The organism is Ihubacter sp. rT4E-8 (assembly GCF_049852125.1).
Lineage (GTDB): Bacteria > Bacillota > Clostridia > Peptostreptococcales > Anaerovoracaceae > Senimuribacter.
Map to the genome: position 1 here is coordinate 2,318,678 of NZ_CP187532.1, position 16,221 is coordinate 2,334,898.

The 16,221-nt window shown below is 47.2% G+C and carries 13 protein-coding genes; 3 read left to right on the forward strand and 10 right to left on the reverse strand.

What is annotated here, in order from left to right; translation table 11 throughout:
• The 7 genes from pheA to ACPW7J_RS11545 form a co-directional block, all read right to left on the reverse strand.
• Nucleotides 1-1,140: a prephenate dehydratase gene (pheA, locus tag ACPW7J_RS11515; protein WP_425755276.1), complete on the reverse strand. Its 1,140-nt coding sequence runs from the start codon at nt 1,138-1,140 to the stop codon at nt 1-3.
• Nucleotides 1,141-1,142: 2 nt separating this feature from the next.
• Nucleotides 1,143-2,135, reverse strand: coding sequence for a chorismate synthase (locus tag ACPW7J_RS11520; RefSeq protein WP_161874565.1), 993 nt, complete (start codon nt 2,133-2,135; stop codon nt 1,143-1,145).
• A gap of 4 nt (nt 2,136-2,139) precedes the next feature.
• On the reverse strand, nt 2,140-3,336 hold the full coding sequence (gene aroA, locus ACPW7J_RS11525) for a 3-phosphoshikimate 1-carboxyvinyltransferase (RefSeq protein ID WP_425755277.1): 1,197 nt from the start codon (nt 3,334-3,336) through the stop codon (nt 2,140-2,142).
• On the reverse strand, nt 3,333-4,322 hold the full coding sequence (gene aroB / locus ACPW7J_RS11530) for a 3-dehydroquinate synthase (RefSeq protein ID WP_425755278.1): 990 nt from the start codon (nt 4,320-4,322) through the stop codon (nt 3,333-3,335). Before aroB ends, aroA begins: the two co-directional genes overlap by 4 nt.
• Entirely contained in the window at nt 4,313-5,155 is an 843-nt protein-coding gene (locus ACPW7J_RS11535) for a prephenate dehydrogenase (protein WP_161874562.1), read from the reverse strand. The genes aroB and ACPW7J_RS11535 overlap by 10 nt, the downstream gene beginning before the upstream one ends.
• Nucleotides 5,156-6,154 carry a 3-deoxy-7-phosphoheptulonate synthase gene (gene aroF / locus ACPW7J_RS11540; RefSeq protein WP_161874561.1) on the reverse strand — a complete coding sequence of 333 codons (999 nt, stop codon included), beginning with the start codon at nt 6,152-6,154 and terminating at the stop codon, nt 5,156-5,158. It abuts the gene before it with no gap.
• A 419-nt stretch (nt 6,155-6,573) separates the two neighbouring features.
• A complete protein-coding gene (locus tag ACPW7J_RS11545; RefSeq protein WP_424960056.1) occupies nt 6,574-8,028 on the reverse strand; it encodes a basic amino acid/polyamine antiporter in 1,455 nt (484 codons plus the stop codon).
• A gap of 143 nt (nt 8,029-8,171) precedes the next feature.
• On the opposite strand from ACPW7J_RS11545, the gene ACPW7J_RS11550 reads away from it, so the two are divergent.
• On the forward strand, nt 8,172-8,975 hold the full coding sequence (locus ACPW7J_RS11550) for a MerR family transcriptional regulator (protein ID WP_161874560.1): 804 nt from the start codon (nt 8,172-8,174) through the stop codon (nt 8,973-8,975).
• A gap of 79 nt (nt 8,976-9,054) precedes the next feature.
• Here the strand turns inward: ACPW7J_RS11550 and ACPW7J_RS11555 are convergent, their stop codons facing one another.
• The 3 genes from ACPW7J_RS11555 to ACPW7J_RS11565 are packed head-to-tail and all read right to left on the reverse strand — an operon-like array spanning nt 9,055 to nt 13,180.
• Nucleotides 9,055-9,990: a glycyl-radical enzyme activating protein gene (locus ACPW7J_RS11555; RefSeq protein WP_425755279.1), complete on the reverse strand. Its 936-nt coding sequence runs from the start codon at nt 9,988-9,990 to the stop codon at nt 9,055-9,057.
• A 31-nt stretch (nt 9,991-10,021) separates the two neighbouring features.
• On the reverse strand, nt 10,022-12,394 hold the full coding sequence (locus ACPW7J_RS11560; RefSeq protein WP_425755280.1) for a glycyl radical protein: 2,373 nt from the start codon (nt 12,392-12,394) through the stop codon (nt 10,022-10,024).
• Between the two features lie 30 nt (nt 12,395-12,424).
• Nucleotides 12,425-13,180 (reverse strand): SDR family NAD(P)-dependent oxidoreductase, encoded by a 756-nt coding sequence (locus ACPW7J_RS11565; RefSeq protein ID WP_424960053.1) that lies wholly within the window; start codon nt 13,178-13,180, stop codon nt 12,425-12,427.
• A gap of 203 nt (nt 13,181-13,383) precedes the next feature.
• Here ACPW7J_RS11565 and ACPW7J_RS11570 point away from each other — a divergent pair, with 203 nt between their 5' ends.
• Nucleotides 13,384-15,258 (forward strand): helix-turn-helix domain-containing protein, encoded by a 1,875-nt coding sequence (locus tag ACPW7J_RS11570; RefSeq protein ID WP_425755281.1) that lies wholly within the window; start codon nt 13,384-13,386, stop codon nt 15,256-15,258.
• Nucleotides 15,251-16,189 (forward strand): DMT family transporter, encoded by a 939-nt coding sequence (locus ACPW7J_RS11575; protein WP_425755282.1) that lies wholly within the window; start codon nt 15,251-15,253, stop codon nt 16,187-16,189. Before ACPW7J_RS11570 ends, ACPW7J_RS11575 begins: the two co-directional genes overlap by 8 nt.
• The last annotated feature ends 32 nt before the right edge of the window (nt 16,190-16,221 follow it).

The following is a 16,221-nucleotide window of genomic DNA, read 5'->3' on the forward strand; positions in this document are numbered from 1 at the left end:
TTAAATCTCCGTATAACTTCCTAAATACTTGCACTGCTGGGTCAGCTCGTCAAGCTGGTTCATCAGGCGGATGAACTCCTCGGAATACACTTCGGAATCGATGTCGAAATAGAACATGAAATCGAAATCTCTTTCTGGAATCGGCCTGGATTCCAGTTTAAAAATATTGATTCCCAGTGCATTGAACCTGGACAGCACATTATAGAGGGATCCCGGTTTATGGGATACCACCAGCATTAAACTTGTCTTGTCAGCTCCAGGGTATATTTCCAATTTTTTGCTGATGCAAATAAAGCGGGTATAATTGTTGCCATTGTCTTGCACGTTTTCCTCCAGACAGTTTAATCCGTAGAGCTGTCCGCAGGCGTAAGACGCCAACGCCGCAATGTCGCTTCTGCCGGATTCTGCTACCATCTTAGCTGCCTCAGCAGTATTCTCGCACATGGTCACTTTGACATTCGGATATTTCTTCAGATACTCGTCGCACTGTTGAATCGCCTGTTCATGAGAAACGATTTCTTGTATATCCTCTTTTTTCGTACCTGGCTTTGCTAAAAGGCTATGATCAATCTTCATCTTAACACTTTTAACGATATGGAAATTGTACTTCATCATCAGATCGTAAATCTGGTTTACAGAGCCTGCCGTACTGTTTTCCAGCGGCAGCACACCGTACTGACAAAGCCCCTGGTCAATGGCTGCGAACACACCGTTAAAATTCTTCACGTACATGATCTGCGGCATTTTGAATAGCTTCTCGCAGGCCTGCTGTGAGTAAGCTCCTGCTACGCCCTGACACGCGACGGTAGCTTTCGCAGGGAATACCTTTGAGGTTTCTTCCAATGCTTTTTTGATGGATTGTACCACTGGTGATTCCGTCTGAGTAATTTTTCTCTGATGGTCTTTACTCAGTTCCATAATAGTATTATATAATACTCTCGTGTAAGATGCCATATCATCTGCTGCAATTTCTGTAATTTTATCAATTTTTTCTCTTTCCCTGTAGACGTCCATCACCTGCAGGCCGTTTTCCTGCTTATATTTAGCGATGTTTTCCGCAATTCTCATGCGTTCTTCCAGTTTTTTTACGATTTCCTCATCGATTGCGTCAATTCTGCTTCTATAGTCTTCTAAGCTCATGTTTATTCTTCTCCTCTTATCAAATCATAAATAGCGATAGCTGCCGCTGCTTCAACACACGGTACAGCTCTTGGCACGATACACGGATCGTGTCTGCCGCGAACAGCCAGTTTCGCGTCTTTCTTTTCAGAATAGCTGATGCTGTTTTGCTCTATGGAAATGGACGGAGTCGGCTTGATAGCTACCCGGAAAACTACCGGCATGCCGGAGCTGATACCTCCGAGAACACCCCCGTGGTTATTAGTTTTGGTTCTCACCTGATCCCCGTCGTAGTAAAATTCATCGTTATTCTCGCTACCTGTCATGCGAGCCGTTTCAAATCCCCTGCCGAACTCAATTCCTTTAACGGCAGGGATGCTAAAGACAGCCTGTGCCACTTTATTCTCAATCCCATCGAACATAGGACTGCCGATACCGGCAGGCATTCCTTCTATCGTGCATTCTATAATGCCGCCGACAGAATCTCCCTGGCTTCGCACTTTCTCGATCTGCCCATAAGGATCTTCGATACTGCCGCCGATCTCCTGAATCTCCGCTTGGACCGTAATACCCTGTTTCTCCAATATCTGCAGTATGATACCGCCGGCCACACAAAGAGGCGCAGTCAATCTTCCGGAAAAATGGCCGCCGCCGCTGACATCCTCATATCCTCTGTATTTTATGTGTGCGGTATAGTCCGCATGCCCGGGGCGCGGAACATCCCGTAGATTGTCGTAGTCCTGTGAACGAGTGTTAGTGTTCCTGATCACAGCACAAACCGGCGCTCCGCAGGTCACATGATCTATAAGACCGCTTAAAAATTCCGGCTGATCAGCTTCCTTTCTGGGCGTTGCATAGGGGCTCCTCCCCGGCGCGCGCCGTGAAAGAAAGCTCTGCAGCTTCTCCATATCAACAGAAAATCCTGCAGGAAGCCCATCGATGACAACACCGATAGCTGCAGAATGTGATTGTCCGAAGATCGAGATTTTCACATTTTTTCCGTAAGTTGAAGACATTTGATCAATTCCTTTCTATGTTGTTGCCTAACCCGACGTCCTCCAATATCTGAAAGAAATCCGGATAGGATTTTTTCACTGCCTGACTTCCTGTAATGATTACTTTTTCATCACAGATCAGTGACGCGATGGCAGCCATCATAACGATTCTATGATCGCCCCATCCGTCGGCCCTTCCTCCGGCAAGGCTTCCTGTTCCCTGAATTTCCAATCCCTCAGGGAACTCTTTGATAGAAGCTCCCAGATTTGATAATACCTGACTTACTGACGCAAGCCGGTCGCTCTCCTTGATCCGCAGCCGTCCAGCATTACGAATCGTTGTCTTTCCCTTTGCCCCGCAAGCTAAAACCGCTAGAATCGGTACCATATCGGGAATCTGCGCCGCATTGATATCTATCCCGTATAGAGATGACGGCATGACGGTAATATCCCCTTCACACACCGCCGTTTTCGCGCCAAAGCGAGAGAGTAACGGCAGAATCTCTTTGTCCCCCTGTAAAGACTTTACGTTCAACCCCTTCACACAGACCCCGCCGGGCGTCAACGCGCCCGCCGCCAGCCAGAAACAACCGTTGGACCAGTCGCCCTCCACCTGATAGACAGGAGGCGCCTGATATCGCTGCCCGCCGGGAATGAAAAATCCATCGTCTATGGTTTTTATAGATATCCCGAAATCCTCCAATGTTTGAACTGTCATATTAACATAAGGTCGGGATTGGAACTCTCCTTCCACCACGATTTTGCTATCGCTCTCCAGAATAGGTAATGCGAAAAGTAAGCCGCTGATATACTGGCTGGAAACGTCACCAGGTATTCGAAAAATGCCCGGCTCCAGTTGACCTTCTATAGTAAACGGCACAGTTCCCTGCGGACTGAGCCGACATCCGTGACGTTCCAATTCTTCATACAACGGCGATAATGGCCGCTGCGGCAATCTCCCCTCCGGATAAAACTCCGCCCGATGTCCCAAGGCTGCCATGACCGGTAGCAAGAATCTGAGTGTCGATCCGCTTTCGCCGCAACACATCTGAGGACGTCCTGTCTGAAGGGCGGCAAGACAAGCCTCTGTGGCTTCAATATCCTGAGAACTCGTCTCACACATCACCTGACATGTTTTGCCGCTGGTCAATTCTGAGAGAGCCGCGCAGATCATCGCTCTGTGTGCGTCGGATTTTGATGGTAATATCTGAATTGTTTTCATAGGATATCTTCCAATTCCTCCGTAGTCAGCCTCTGTAACCGGCATACGCCTATTCTCTCTGGAACAACGATGTCGATAAACTGGCCTTTTCGTTTCTTATCTGCTTTCATTATATCATACAGTTCGGCTTTTGTCTGTGCCACGGTTAAATCAAATTCGTATAGCTTCAGCAAGTCTATGATGCGTACTTTTGTTTCTTCATCGCACCACCCCTGCCGGACTGCAATATCAGCCATCATGGCCATCCCCTTTGCCACGGCGCTTCCATGACTTACACGAAAATCGCTGGCTTTTTCAATAGCATGGCCTATGGTATGGCCGAAGTTTAGCAGCTGCCTTACGCCTGTGTCGTACTCATCTTCTTCGACAAACCTTTTCTTAATGCGTACACATCTCCGAATGATTTCTTCGATGCAGCTCTCAGCCTTTTCTCTGTCACAGAGCAATTCAAAGAGCTGGGCATCTGCTATGACTCCGTATTTGATGACCTCTGCCATACCGTCTTGGTAGATATTGTCGGGCAGCGACGCAAGCAGCGTGGCGTCACACCAGATTAGGGCAGGCTGGTGAAACGCTCCGGCAAGGTTTTTTCCGGCTGACAGGTTGATAGCCGTCTTGCCTCCCACTGAAGAATCTACTGCCGCAAGGAGGGTAGTAGGTACCTGAATCACAGAAATCCCCCGCAAATATGTGGCAGCAGCAAATCCGGTAAGATCTCCTACCACACCGCCTCCCAACGCTATAAGGGCATCAGCTCTGGTCAGCGGTATCTCTGCAAGAAAATTCATCAGTTCCAGATACGTTTTCCCGTCTTTGGACCCCTCGCCAGGGGGGATCACAAATTTATATACATCAAAGCCTTCGCTTTTGAGACTTTGGATGCATCGATTTAAATAAAGCTTCGCTACGTTTTCATCGGTTACAACTGCCAAACTGTTTCCTTTGAGCAAGGGTCTGATCTGTCCACCGAGTTCTTCTAGCCGCATCTTCTCTCTACCTCTGTCTTTCTTTCTCTGCCCTCTATGAGGAGACGACGCATTTCATCGGCGTTATTATCCTCCAGGGCCTTTTCATATTTCTTCAGTTCTTCAATAAGAACATCTAATTCGTGCTTTAGATTATCGCGATTTTCCATGAACAGTTCCGTCCACATGTTTGCATCCAGATATGCCACTCTAGTAAAGTCCCGGTAGCTGCCTGCTGAAATTGCCGTACCCTTCGTCAGCGCGGTATCGCTTTTGATAAAGGCGTTAGATACAACATGCGCCATTTGCGAAGTAAAAGCGATGATTTTGTCATGCTCCTCGGCAGAAGATATAACAAGCTTTGAAAAGCCTGCCGGAAGGATCAGCTTCTTAACCCGATCCAGAAAAAACAGATCGTTTCGATCCTCTGGGACTAAAGAAAAAATCGCTCCCTGATACAATTCTGCCTTGCTGTGTTTAAACCCGCCGTACTGAATCCCTGCCATGGGATGTCCTCCCGCGTAGGTAAACCCGTATTCCTTTGCTAAACGGAAGCCCGCCTCACATACACAGCGTTTCGTTCCGCAGCAATCGATAACCAATGCATCCTTCGGCAGTCTGGGTGCGTTTTCCTCCAGCCACGCTACTGCGCCGGCCGGCGGAATAGCAAGCATAATCAGGTCACATTTACTAAAGTGTGCTTCGTCAAGCTCTCCATCGATAGCTTCCGCCATCTTTGCAAACTCTGTCGTAAGTCTGTCACGATCGCATCCCAGAACTGCAGCACCGGCCTTTTTATAGGCTTTTGCCATTGAACCGCCTATCAATCCCAGTCCTACAATTCCGATATTCATCTAAATCACCTCTCTTATCTTTCTCACCTTATCCATTACCTCCGCGAACTGAGCCGGTGTCAGTGATTGAGCCCCGTCGCAAAGGGCTTTCGCAGGATTGTTGTGTACTTCTATCATCAGTCCATCCGCACCGGCCGCAACTGCTGCCATTGCCATAGGCTTAACCAGATTGGCATGACCTGTCGCATGGCTCGGATCGATAACCACCGGCAGATGCGTCAGATTGTGCAATACCGGAACTGCCGATAAATCCAGCGTATTTCTCGTATATGTCTCGAAAGTTCTTACTCCCCTTTCGCAGAGAATAATATTTTCATTGCCGCCGGCCATAATGTATTCGGCGCTCATAAGCAGCTCCTTCAGCGTATTAGCCAGGCCTCGCTTCAGCAAGATCGTCTTCTTGGTTCTCCCCAGTTCCTTTAGCAGCTCAAAGTTCTGCATATTTCTAGCTCCTACCTGAATCACGTCTACATCTTCAAATAGAGGTAAATGATTGGCGTTCATAATCTCCGTTACAATGGGAAGTCCGGTCGCTTTTTTCGCTTCCAAAAGCAGGTCTATACCTTCTGCTTTCATACCCTGGAAATCATACGGAGAGGTTCTTGGCTTAAACGCCCCGCCCCTGAGCATGGTTGCTCCCGCGGTCTTAACACCCTCGGCTACCTCCTTGATCTGCTCCGGATTCTCTACAGAACACGGTCCAGCTATAACAGCAAAGTGTCCTCCTCCGCATTTCGTTCCGTGTACATCGATAACGGAATCCTCCGGATGAAATTTTCTATTAGCGCTTTTAAATGGTTCTGATATCGGTGTCACACGTTCTACGATATCGAGCAATCCCAGCATTTCTATATCGATATTGCTGGTATCCCCAATCAGTCCCAAAACCGTCTGGAACTCACCTATATATGCATGTACCTGTACGCCTTGTTCCTCAAACCAGGAAATCAATTGATTTCGTTGTTCCTCTGTCGCACCCTCTTTTAATACTGTAATCATTGTCTTTTTACCTCCGTCTGATTTTGAAAACGAGAAAAACTCCGCTGCGGTCAGTCCACTGCGGAGTTTTTCAAGTAATTTGTTATTATTTTAGGATTTAATTATAGCAATTACTCAAAACTTTTCTTTGCAGCAAAACTGACCTTTTCTTCATAAAATAGAAAAAGTAATAAAAGTAATATTCTGCTGCGTAGAAGAAGTTTTTCATAACTTTCAATTCCTTTCGTCAGATTGGCGAGAAATGACTGATAAAGCCGGACTGTCTCGCTCGATGTTAATAAGATAACACATGTTTTCATCAAAATCAAGTGGTTTTTCACAATTTTTTTGTTTTTTTTTGTGAACTTCAAACAAAATACTTCATTTTCTTATCCATTGCCCCCTACCATCATCCGCATCTTTTTTCATCTCGGCGCCGATCAAAATGGATTCAGTTTGCCTGTAGCGATCATCCCCAACGCGATTACCGCCAGCACAATCAATCCAACTGCCACTGCCGGTTCATAAGACCGCTCAAATATTTTCTCATTTTTCTCCTTCTTTCCCATCACGTAGATGATCAACCCCGGCGCATATAAAATGGAAGTAATAAATAACAGGTTTAACCCGGAGGAATACAACATCCAAATGCCATATACTGTGCCAATAAATCCAAACACTCTGGCTTTCGCTACTTCTCCGCTGCCCATCCGTTGAAATCCGTCTTTTTGAACAGCAATCTTCAGATAATACAGTGAGCTGAGCAAATACGGCACCATTATCATGGACGTACTAATTGTATAGAACACCTGATAAGTCGATTCATTGAAGTAAATCACAATCAGAAACAGTTGGATGATTCCATTGGTCAGATACAGAGAAAAGGAAGGCGAACCGTGTTGATTAGACCTGGCAAAAGCTCTCATGAACACACCCTGCCTTGCCGCGGAATACGGACAATCCGCCGCAATAATCGTCCATCCCAGCAAAGCGCCTGCCAGCGATAATATTACGGCTATATTGATCAGCGCCGCGCCCCAGGGACCTACTGCAAGCTCCAATATTCCAGCCATCTGCGGACTGCTCAGCTGCGCCATTTCCTCCGCTGGCATAACGCCCAGCTGCAGAACAGCCACCATAACGTAAATAGCGAAAATGCCTAAAAAACCGGTCATAGAGGCTTTTCCTACATCATTAGACCGAATCGCCCGGCCTGACAATACGACCGCCCCTTCAATTCCAATGAACGACCACACTGTAGCCGACGTCGTTGCTTTAATCTGATCGCCTAGAGGCATTGCTCCTGCGCCCCAAAAGTTTTCCATAAAAACCGACGGTTTAAAAGCGCCCACAAAGATAACAGCCACAATAAACACCAGAATTGGCACCAGCTTACTGATGGTGGTGATCACGTTGAGCGCCGCCGCCTCTTTGATCCCACCCAACACCAGAAGATTCAAAATCCAGATAATCACCGACGCGCACAAAATGGAAACCAGATTGTTTCCCTGGCCAAATACAGGAAAAAAGTACCCAATTGCGCCGAATAGCAGCGTCATATAGGATACGTTGCACAGCAGGGCGCTGATCCAATAGCCCCACGCCGAATTGAAGCCGATGAATTCTCCAAAGCCTTCCTTCGCGTAGCTGAACACACCGTTAGTCAACTCCGGTTTTACCTTATTCAGTCCAAAAAAGCTCATCGTCAATCCCAACATACCGGTACCGCAGATCGCCCATCCAATCAAAATACTGCCCGTATGCGCGCCGGATGCCGTCATATCTGCTGTTGTGGTAAAAATACCGCTTCCGATAGTAGAGCCGATGATCATCGCTGTCAGCTTCGAAAAGCTCAAGTCCCGCTTCTCTCCCCTCATTGCCATTTCTTCCTTCATAATAACTCCTCCTAAAAAATCCTGGCTCAGCCCGTAAGCCTGCCCTTTCTTTTTCCCATAACCACTGGTATAATGACAGTAGATTCTTATAAAAGCATCACCATAATAAGAAAGAACTATACCTCTACAGGAGAGCCTATTCAATGAAACAAAAGGAATATTACAAAATCGGCGAAATTTCGATACTTTACGACATCGGTACCGACTCTCTGCGCTATTACGAGGATCTGGGCATCCTGCATCCTCGCCGTGATAACAACGGCTACCGCATGTACAGCATCAGCGATATTCGCACGCTGAACATTCTCCGAGAGCTACGGTCTATCGGCTTTTCCATGTCCGAAATCAAAGAGCATCTGTCAGACTTCAATTTAGAAAAAACCCTTTCACTTTTTCAACGGGAAATCAACGCTATTGACGAAAAGCAAGCGGAACTGACACGTCTGAGAACACAGCTAGCCGGCCGTATTCGAGAAATACGCGCGCATCTGGAAGAAGCTGTGCCGGAGCAGCCGCAGATACTCCATCTTCCCGCTCGCAAAATTTTCTCTCTGACAGAAAATGTGTATAAGGATGATGATGTAGATTTTATTATTAAGAAATTACAAAAAGAATGTGAAGACCAGCTGTACTTCATCGGCAACGGCAGCATGGGCGCTACCATTCCTCTGGAATACATACAAGACGGAGGTTACGGTCACTTCAACTCAGTGTTCTGTATCACCGAAAGCGACAATTATGACGCTATACTTCCCGAAGGGAATTGTCTCTGTCAAACGATCAAAGGCCCATACAGTCAAATGCCCTCTGTCTGGAAAAGCCTGTTTGATTATCTCCGCATTCATAACCTGCGTGCCGCCGCAGATCCCATGGAGCGATACGTTATTGATAATCACGATACCAATGAGGAAAGCGAATACATCACGCAGCTGATCATCCCTCTGTAAACTCACTAGATATTGTTTCTACGTTAAAAAAGCCAGCCGGCGTCACCGTCCGACTGGCTTTTACACTTTTTTCTAACAACTACAGTTTTCCCAGGATCTCCACTTCCATCCCCGCATGTTCCTCAAAATAGGCTTTGATTTTCTCTACATACTCGTCTGCAGGCGGCTCAAACTGGGTCTGTTCGCCACCAATATGCTTTTTCTTGGAAATACCCAGATTGTGATACGGCAGCAGGGTCACCCGTTTGATACCGTGCTCTTTATAAAATGCCGCCGTTTTCTCGATGATTCCCTGCGTATCGTTGACACCGCTGACAAGAGGCATACGCATCTGCAGCTTCTCGCAAGTCTCGGGGGACGCGGCAAGTCGCGACAAATTTTCTAAAATCACCTGATTGCTCTGCCCCACATACGCCTGATGCACTGCATCGTCGATGGATTTCATGTCGTAAAGCACATGGGTGACATTCGCCTTTTCGGAAAGTTTCACAAGCCAATCGCCGTTTCCAAAACCGGAAGTGTCCAGACAGACAGGAATGCCAAGGTCTGCCGCCCCATCCACCAGCGCGTTTACAAACTCTGGCTGGGCAAGCATCTCACCGCCGCTGACAGTCATCCCGCCGCCGGTGGTCTCGTAAAAACCCATGTCCTTTTCCACTTCCTCTAGAACTTCCGCTACGGTCATGGTCTTGGCAACAGGCAGAAGCGCTCTTGCATAGCAAATCTTTGTACACTCCATGCAGCTGTCGCAAAGTTCCCGGTTAATTTTAATTACATTTTCACTGTCGACGAAGACGGCATGCTTCGGACACTCCTTAACGCAGTAGCCGCATTTGATACAGCTGTTAGGCATTTCGATGACCTGCTGCGCAAAGTCAATGAGCTCTGGATTGTGGCACCAGGCGCAGTCCAGAGGACAGCCTTTGAGAAACACTGTGGTTCTGATGCCCGGTCCGTCTTCCGTGCTGAATTTCTGTATTGAACCGACTAACGCCGTCATTTCCTTGTTTTCCATCTTCGTCTCCAAATGTTAAAGTCTAAAAGTCTTACGCCTCTTTAAAGTGGGTCGTTCTGTAGATGATGGTATCCTGCGCGCTCTTATCGAGTTCTGTGAAGTAAGCCATATAGCCTGCTACACGCACCATCAGTCCCTTGTAATGCTCCGGATCTTTCTGCGCCGCTTTCAGGGTTTCATCGTCTACCACGTTAATCTGAATGTGATTGCCGCCGTTGTTGAAGTAAGTTTTGATGACGCCTTCGATTCTCTGCAGACCTTTTTCACCCTCTACACCCTTCGGGTCAAAGCGCAGGTTGAACAGCGCGCCGTCGTGGAATTTATCCTGACCCATAGACGCAACGGATTTTACAGTGGCAGTCGGACCGCTGGTATCGCGTCCCATCATCGGGGAAGCATTGTCGCAGAACGGCTCTCCAGCCAATCTTCCGTCAGGGGTCGCGCCGCAGACCATACCGTGAGATACGTTTACAGTCTGGGAATGTACGTTAAAGGAGAACCAGCCGCCTCTCGCATCCGGCCAGGTCTGTACGTTATCCGCGATAAAGTGCATCATTTCCTTGTAAACGCCGTCTACGTGCGCATCGTCGTTGCCGAATTTCGCAGGTTTGTTCAAAAGCAGCTGACGCATTCTTTCTTCGCCCTCAAAGTTCTTGTCGATGGCAGTAATCAGCTCATCCATGGTGATGTCTTTGTCTTCAAATACACACTTCTCAATCGCGACAATGGAGTCAGCCAGGTTTGCAGCGCCAGTAACATACATGCCCGCCGTGGTGTATTTCGCGCCACCGTGCTGTACGGACTTACCACTTTCTACGCAGCCTTTGGTCACCATACCCGCGAAAATCACCGGGAATCTGGTCATGTGCATGCTCTGCATCACTTTGTAACCGGTCGCGACCAGTTTATAGTGGTGTAAAATCTGCTTCTTCAGCGCGTCTTTAAATTCTTCGATATTCTTAAAGTCTCTCGGATCTCCTGTCTCAAGTCCCATCAGTTTGCCTGTAGACGGGTCAACACCATTATGGAGTACGAACTCCAGCATTTTACCCATGTTGACATAGCCCGCGTCCGGGGAACCGTCTGTGGAACCGCCGCCAGGTCCCGGCTGGATACATCCTACGATGGTCCAGTCTCTGGCTTCTTCCATGGTGCAGCCCTTGCCCAGGGTCATCTTCATAGCGACGTCGTCGTTGAAGAATCCAGGATTTGCCTGCCCATCCTGAATCATTTCGCAGCCTTTGCGAATCAGGTCTTCCGGTGTGCCTTCCCAAACTCGTACGCCCATAACCGGCTGTGTCGTCTTCAGCTGATTTGCTGCTTCCAGACACAAATAAGACAGTTCGTTGGTAGCGTCTTTGCCGTCCGGGGTCTGACCGCCGACCAGCAGGATTTCCCACATCGGATAACCGGCAAAGGAAGTGGCGTACCATTTATCTCTGACTTCGTAAACCTCGCAGGATTTCAGGTACAGGCATTCCAGCATTTCCATGGCTTCTTCCTGTGTAATATTCTTTTCGTCGATGACGTCTTTTTTGTAGTAAGGCCACATGTACTGGTCAAATCTGCCGTATCCGTTTGCGGTGGTGCAGACTTCGATATGGAAGTATACGTGTGCAAACCAGATCATCTGCAGTGCCTGCCAGAACGTCTGCGGTGGATTTTCCGGTACCACACGGCAGTTTGCGGCGATGCCGAGAAGTTCTTTCTTTCTCTTTTCATCTTTACATTCCGCTGCCTGACGTTCTGCTTCTTCTGCCATTCTGTGGGCATAGGTAATCAGACCCTGACACTGAATGATGCACGCCTGCCAGAAGTTGACCTTTTCCTCGTCAGCCTGACATTCGCAGATCATATTATCGATGTTTGCCTGACATTCTTCCATGTAGCCGCGCAGACCTACCGTCAAAAGTTTTTCGTGATCGCAGGTGGTTTCGCCAGAAACGCCGTTGCGGAGACCTACGGTGATGATATCATCCTGAATGCACTCCTCAATGTGCGAAGGAAGCGCCGTCTTGGACATATCTTCCATGGATCTGCCTTCCCAGTACGGCAAAGTTTCCAGAATCAGCTTCTTATCTTCTTCTGAGATGTCGTACGGATCCTTGGTTCTGGTCGCGAACTCATTGATATCACTGATATACCAGGAGCTGGACTGAAATTCCGGATGGAGGTTCGCGCCTCTGTACTTATTGGTCGCAGTACCGACAATCAGTTCATCTTCCATGATCAGCGTCGTCATATGCTCCATAATGTAATTGACAACTCTCGCCCGGAATACCGGAATCGCGTCGCCTGCAAATTTCTGATACGCTTCTGTGGCGAGCACAAGCCGTTCCGCCGTAATGCATGGACGGGTATTCCACAGCTTGTTTCTCATCCGCGTCAATCTTTCATTTAACATAAGTTTAAATCCCCTTTCTCGTTGATTGGCTTAACCAAGCATCATACCGCCGTCAGCAAGCACGTTGGAACCGTTCAGGAAGTTTGCTTCCGGCTGGCACATGAAGTAAACGATGTCTGCCATTTCGTATGGTTCTGCAGGACGTCCCAGAGGTCCAAGGGTGATGCTTGCATCTTCCATGTCAGCAAAATCCGCTACAGATTTTTGGAACATAGCGGTGTTAACCCAGCCCGGAGAAATGGAATTGGAACGAATGCCATACTGTCCATATTCGTTGGCAACGTTCTTGGTCATGCCGATGACCGCCCATTTGCTGGAACCGTAACCGATTTCGCAGGTGTAACCGCTCATGCCGGATACGGAACCGAAGTTTACGATATTGCCGTGCTTCTGCTCCAGCATGATCGGCAGGGTGTGCTTCATCATCGCAAAGGTGCCGAACACGTTTACGTTATAAATATTCTTAAAGTTTTCCAAGCTGCAGTCAACGGTTAAACCATATTCGCCGATGATAGCTGCTACGTTAATCAATGCATCGATCTTTCCAAATCTTTCCTTGACCGCCGCGATGGTTGCGATAACCTGTTCTTCCTCTGTAATATTCACCGGACAGATCGCAACTCTTGCTTCATCTAATTTCAAATCAGCTGCAACTGCTTTCAGCGCTTCTTCGTTGATATCACACATTGCCACACTGTATCCGTTTTCATAGAATTTCTTTACGATTGCAGATCCGATTCCGCCGGATGCACCTGTTACAACCGCAACTCTTGCTTCATTACTCATCTTAGTTCCTCCTTCTATCATCTGCCCAAGCAGACCCTATGTCAATCTTATTAATCTTATTCTAATTAGATTTATCCCCATATTCAACAATTATTTTGCCGTAAAAATCAATTATATTGCGCAAAAAAATCAGCCCAATCGCTTTCAAAGGGCCAGCATTTATGTTACAATTTTAACTATCATAGGAAACGGCAGGTGTCGCCATGCTTTTTGAAAAAATCACGTATCAGGATGATTTTCCCATCAACATTACCATTGCGAATATAGAAGATTACCCGATTCACTATCACCAGGATATTGAATTTGTTTTTGTGCTCAAAGGGCAGGTCACCCTGAAAAACGGCTATTGCAGCTATACCCTCCACGAAAGAGATATCTTTACCAACTCAGGTCATGAGGTTCACAGTCTGACCTCGGAAGATCCGGATAATATTGTCGCTTTGATTCAGATCAGCACTCATTATTTTTCCCAGTATTTTCCTTCCCTGAGCAAAGCATGCTACCGCACCTACACCAACAAAGGGCGCAGCAGTAAGCACGATAATCTGCAGGAAAAGCTGCTGGACATTTTGCTGCAGTATTCCATTCGAAGTTCCCGTTACAAGACAGAATGCACTTACGCCATGATTGAGGTCATCAAATATTTGGAAAGGATTTTCAATCTCTTTGCCTTCAACGGCGAAATGGTGATTAATTTTGAGAGCAGCAACCCTGTGACCATCGAAAGAATCAGCCATATCATCGGCTATATCTATCAGAACTACGCGGAGAAGATTACCCTGGACGATCTGGCGGAAATCGAGCATTTGAGCACTTTTTATCTTTCCCATATTATCAAGGACTGTACCGGTATGAATTTTCGGGAATTCCTGTGCTTTGCCCGGGTAGAATGGTCTGAAATTCAACTTCTCGATACCAACAAAAAAATCAGTCAGATTGCCAAGGATGTAGGTTTTTCTACAACTTCCTATTACGAAAAATATTTCCGCAAATGGTTTGGTCTCTCTCCGCAGGAACACAGAGAAAAGTACCTGCCTATGGTAAAAAGTGAATTTCACCGGGAAACGCTGACATTAGTTCCCCCAAACAAAGCAATTACGCTGATTCGGAATCTGCTTTCTTCTCTGAATTCACAAAAGAACAGCGCCTCTTTAGTCAATACCCTGAAGCTGGAAATCGACACAGACATTCACACCGCGCCGCTGGCTTATATCTCACATCTTCTAATTGTGGAGGTTCGCTGTGAAGATTTTGCCGCCATGGGATTTCATATCTTCTCGAGGCTGTCCAATCTGTATCCGGAAACCGTCGTGCTGATTTACAGCGATGAAGATTCTCCGAAACAGATCGACAAATTCCAAATGCTTCTGCAGACCGCAGGATTTCAGGTAGAATGCAAAAAGCAGAACTATCTTCCATTTTCCGTCATCTCAGCAGGAAACGATTCCATCGCTTACCCGATTCACCTGATTCACAAGCTGATTCGTTCTGAGGAAAAAGAGATTCGACTGCCGCTTCGTGACTACGATACTGGCGAAATGATTCTGAGCGGTCAGCCTGCCCTGCTGACAGCAAACGGCACCTGCAAACCAGGCTATTTTGCCTGTCAGCTGCTTTCCCGCCTGAAAGGAAATCTCCTGTGCTGGGGAAAACAGTACTGCGTCATCGAAACCCAGTCTGACAGCAATCCTGCCTACATCATCATCGTAAGCAACTTCAACGAAGCCATTTATGAAATGTGTACCAAGGAGACCACTGCCCACCAGGCAAAAACCATTCTCAATGAGTTCAAAGACGAAATTGATTTCAATGTCAGTCTGAATCTGCCTCCGGGGATGTACTCGGTGATGAAATATTCCCTGACAAAGAACCGGAACATTTTCGCTTATTTGTCCGCCTTTGATTTTAACGACGATGTAGGCTTCCACAGTACGCAGACCATATCCATTCCGACAGAACCGGAATTGGAACTCTATATCGAAGATGTGCGAACCACATTCAATATGAATTTTTCCATGAAAGGCGTAGACTTACAATATGCTGTAATCAGACTGAAAGGAGACTCTAAAGATGCCTAATCAAAATCACAAGTTAAGTGAACGCACTGCTGCCGTCGGACTGATGGTCGCCGCACTATTTTGGGGGCTCAGCTATCCTCTTACAAAATACGTAGAGGCATGCCCTACTTTCTATATCATTTCACTCAGGTTCGGCATCGCCGCGCTGTGTCTTGCCATCGCCTTTCATCGGAAGTTTAAACTGCTGAACAGAGACGTCATCAAGTACGCATTCTTGTTGTCTTTTGCCGTATTCCTCATGTTTGCCTTCGGCATCTGGGGCATTAAGTATACGACCTCGGTCAGATCTTCTTTCTTTACCACCTTGTCGTTCCTGATGATTCCGGTCCTGAACCGGGTCCTGTTTAAAATCAAAATTTCTAAGATCATCGTAATCAGCGCTCTGCTCTGTCTTGTCGGCGTCTTCCTGCTATGCTACGCGCCTGGTATGGGTGGACTCGTCATCAATTCCGGAGATTTACTATGTATTCTAGCTGCTGTAGCCGGCTCGTTTCATATCATACTGGTTGAAAAGGTTTCAAAAAATCCGAGGGTCGATTCGTCTCTCTTTACCGTATTCCTCATGGGGTTCATTTCTCTGTGGGGCACGCTCATCGCAAGCATCACCGGTGATATCCATTATTCCCTGACCGGTAGCAGCCAGCTCATTGCCATTATCCTTATGGGCGTATTCTGCAGCGCCGTTTCTTTCTGCCTGCAGACCCATCTGGAAGCTTTTGTATCGCCTGACAGAGTCGGCGTCATCTTCGCCCTGGAACCAGCCTCCGGCTGCATTCTATCAGTCATTCTGCTGGGTGAAACCATGCGGTTCACCGGCTGGCTGGGTGCGGTCATCATCATGATCAGCATCCTGTATATGGAATTTGCCGCCGGCAAAGAAGCCAGCAAACAACCGGAAACTGAAGATTCTAAAAGAAAAGGCTCTGCATAAAGCAGAGCTCTTTTCTGTTTTAGGATTAAATT

What these genes read in the sequence shown, in the direction of transcription:
- pheA (WP_425755276.1), bottom strand. Translation starts at nt 1,140, where the DNA reads ATGAGCTTAGAAGACTATAGAAGCAGAATTGACGCAATCGATGAGGAA.
- ACPW7J_RS11520 (WP_161874565.1), bottom strand. Translation starts at nt 2,135, where the DNA reads ATGTCTTCAACTTACGGAAAAAATGTGAAAATCTCGATCTTCGGACAA.
- aroA (WP_425755277.1), bottom strand. Translation starts at nt 3,336, where the DNA reads ATGAAAACAATTCAGATATTACCATCAAAATCCGACGCACACAGAGCG.
- aroB (WP_425755278.1), bottom strand. Translation starts at nt 4,322, where the DNA reads ATGCGGCTAGAAGAACTCGGTGGACAGATCAGACCCTTGCTCAAAGGA.
- ACPW7J_RS11535 (WP_161874562.1), bottom strand. Translation starts at nt 5,155, where the DNA reads ATGAATATCGGAATTGTAGGACTGGGATTGATAGGCGGTTCAATGGCA.
- aroF (WP_161874561.1), bottom strand. Translation starts at nt 6,154, where the DNA reads ATGATTACAGTATTAAAAGAGGGTGCGACAGAGGAACAACGAAATCAA.
- ACPW7J_RS11545 (WP_424960056.1), bottom strand. Translation starts at nt 8,028, where the DNA reads ATGAAGGAAGAAATGGCAATGAGGGGAGAGAAGCGGGACTTGAGCTTT.
- ACPW7J_RS11550 (WP_161874560.1), top strand. Translation starts at nt 8,172, where the DNA reads ATGAAACAAAAGGAATATTACAAAATCGGCGAAATTTCGATACTTTAC.
- ACPW7J_RS11555 (WP_425755279.1), bottom strand. Translation starts at nt 9,990, where the DNA reads ATGGAAAACAAGGAAATGACGGCGTTAGTCGGTTCAATACAGAAATTC.
- ACPW7J_RS11560 (WP_425755280.1), bottom strand. Translation starts at nt 12,394, where the DNA reads ATGTTAAATGAAAGATTGACGCGGATGAGAAACAAGCTGTGGAATACC.
- ACPW7J_RS11565 (WP_424960053.1), bottom strand. Translation starts at nt 13,180, where the DNA reads ATGAGTAATGAAGCAAGAGTTGCGGTTGTAACAGGTGCATCCGGCGGA.
- ACPW7J_RS11570 (WP_425755281.1), top strand. Translation starts at nt 13,384, where the DNA reads ATGCTTTTTGAAAAAATCACGTATCAGGATGATTTTCCCATCAACATT.
- ACPW7J_RS11575 (WP_425755282.1), top strand. Translation starts at nt 15,251, where the DNA reads ATGCCTAATCAAAATCACAAGTTAAGTGAACGCACTGCTGCCGTCGGA.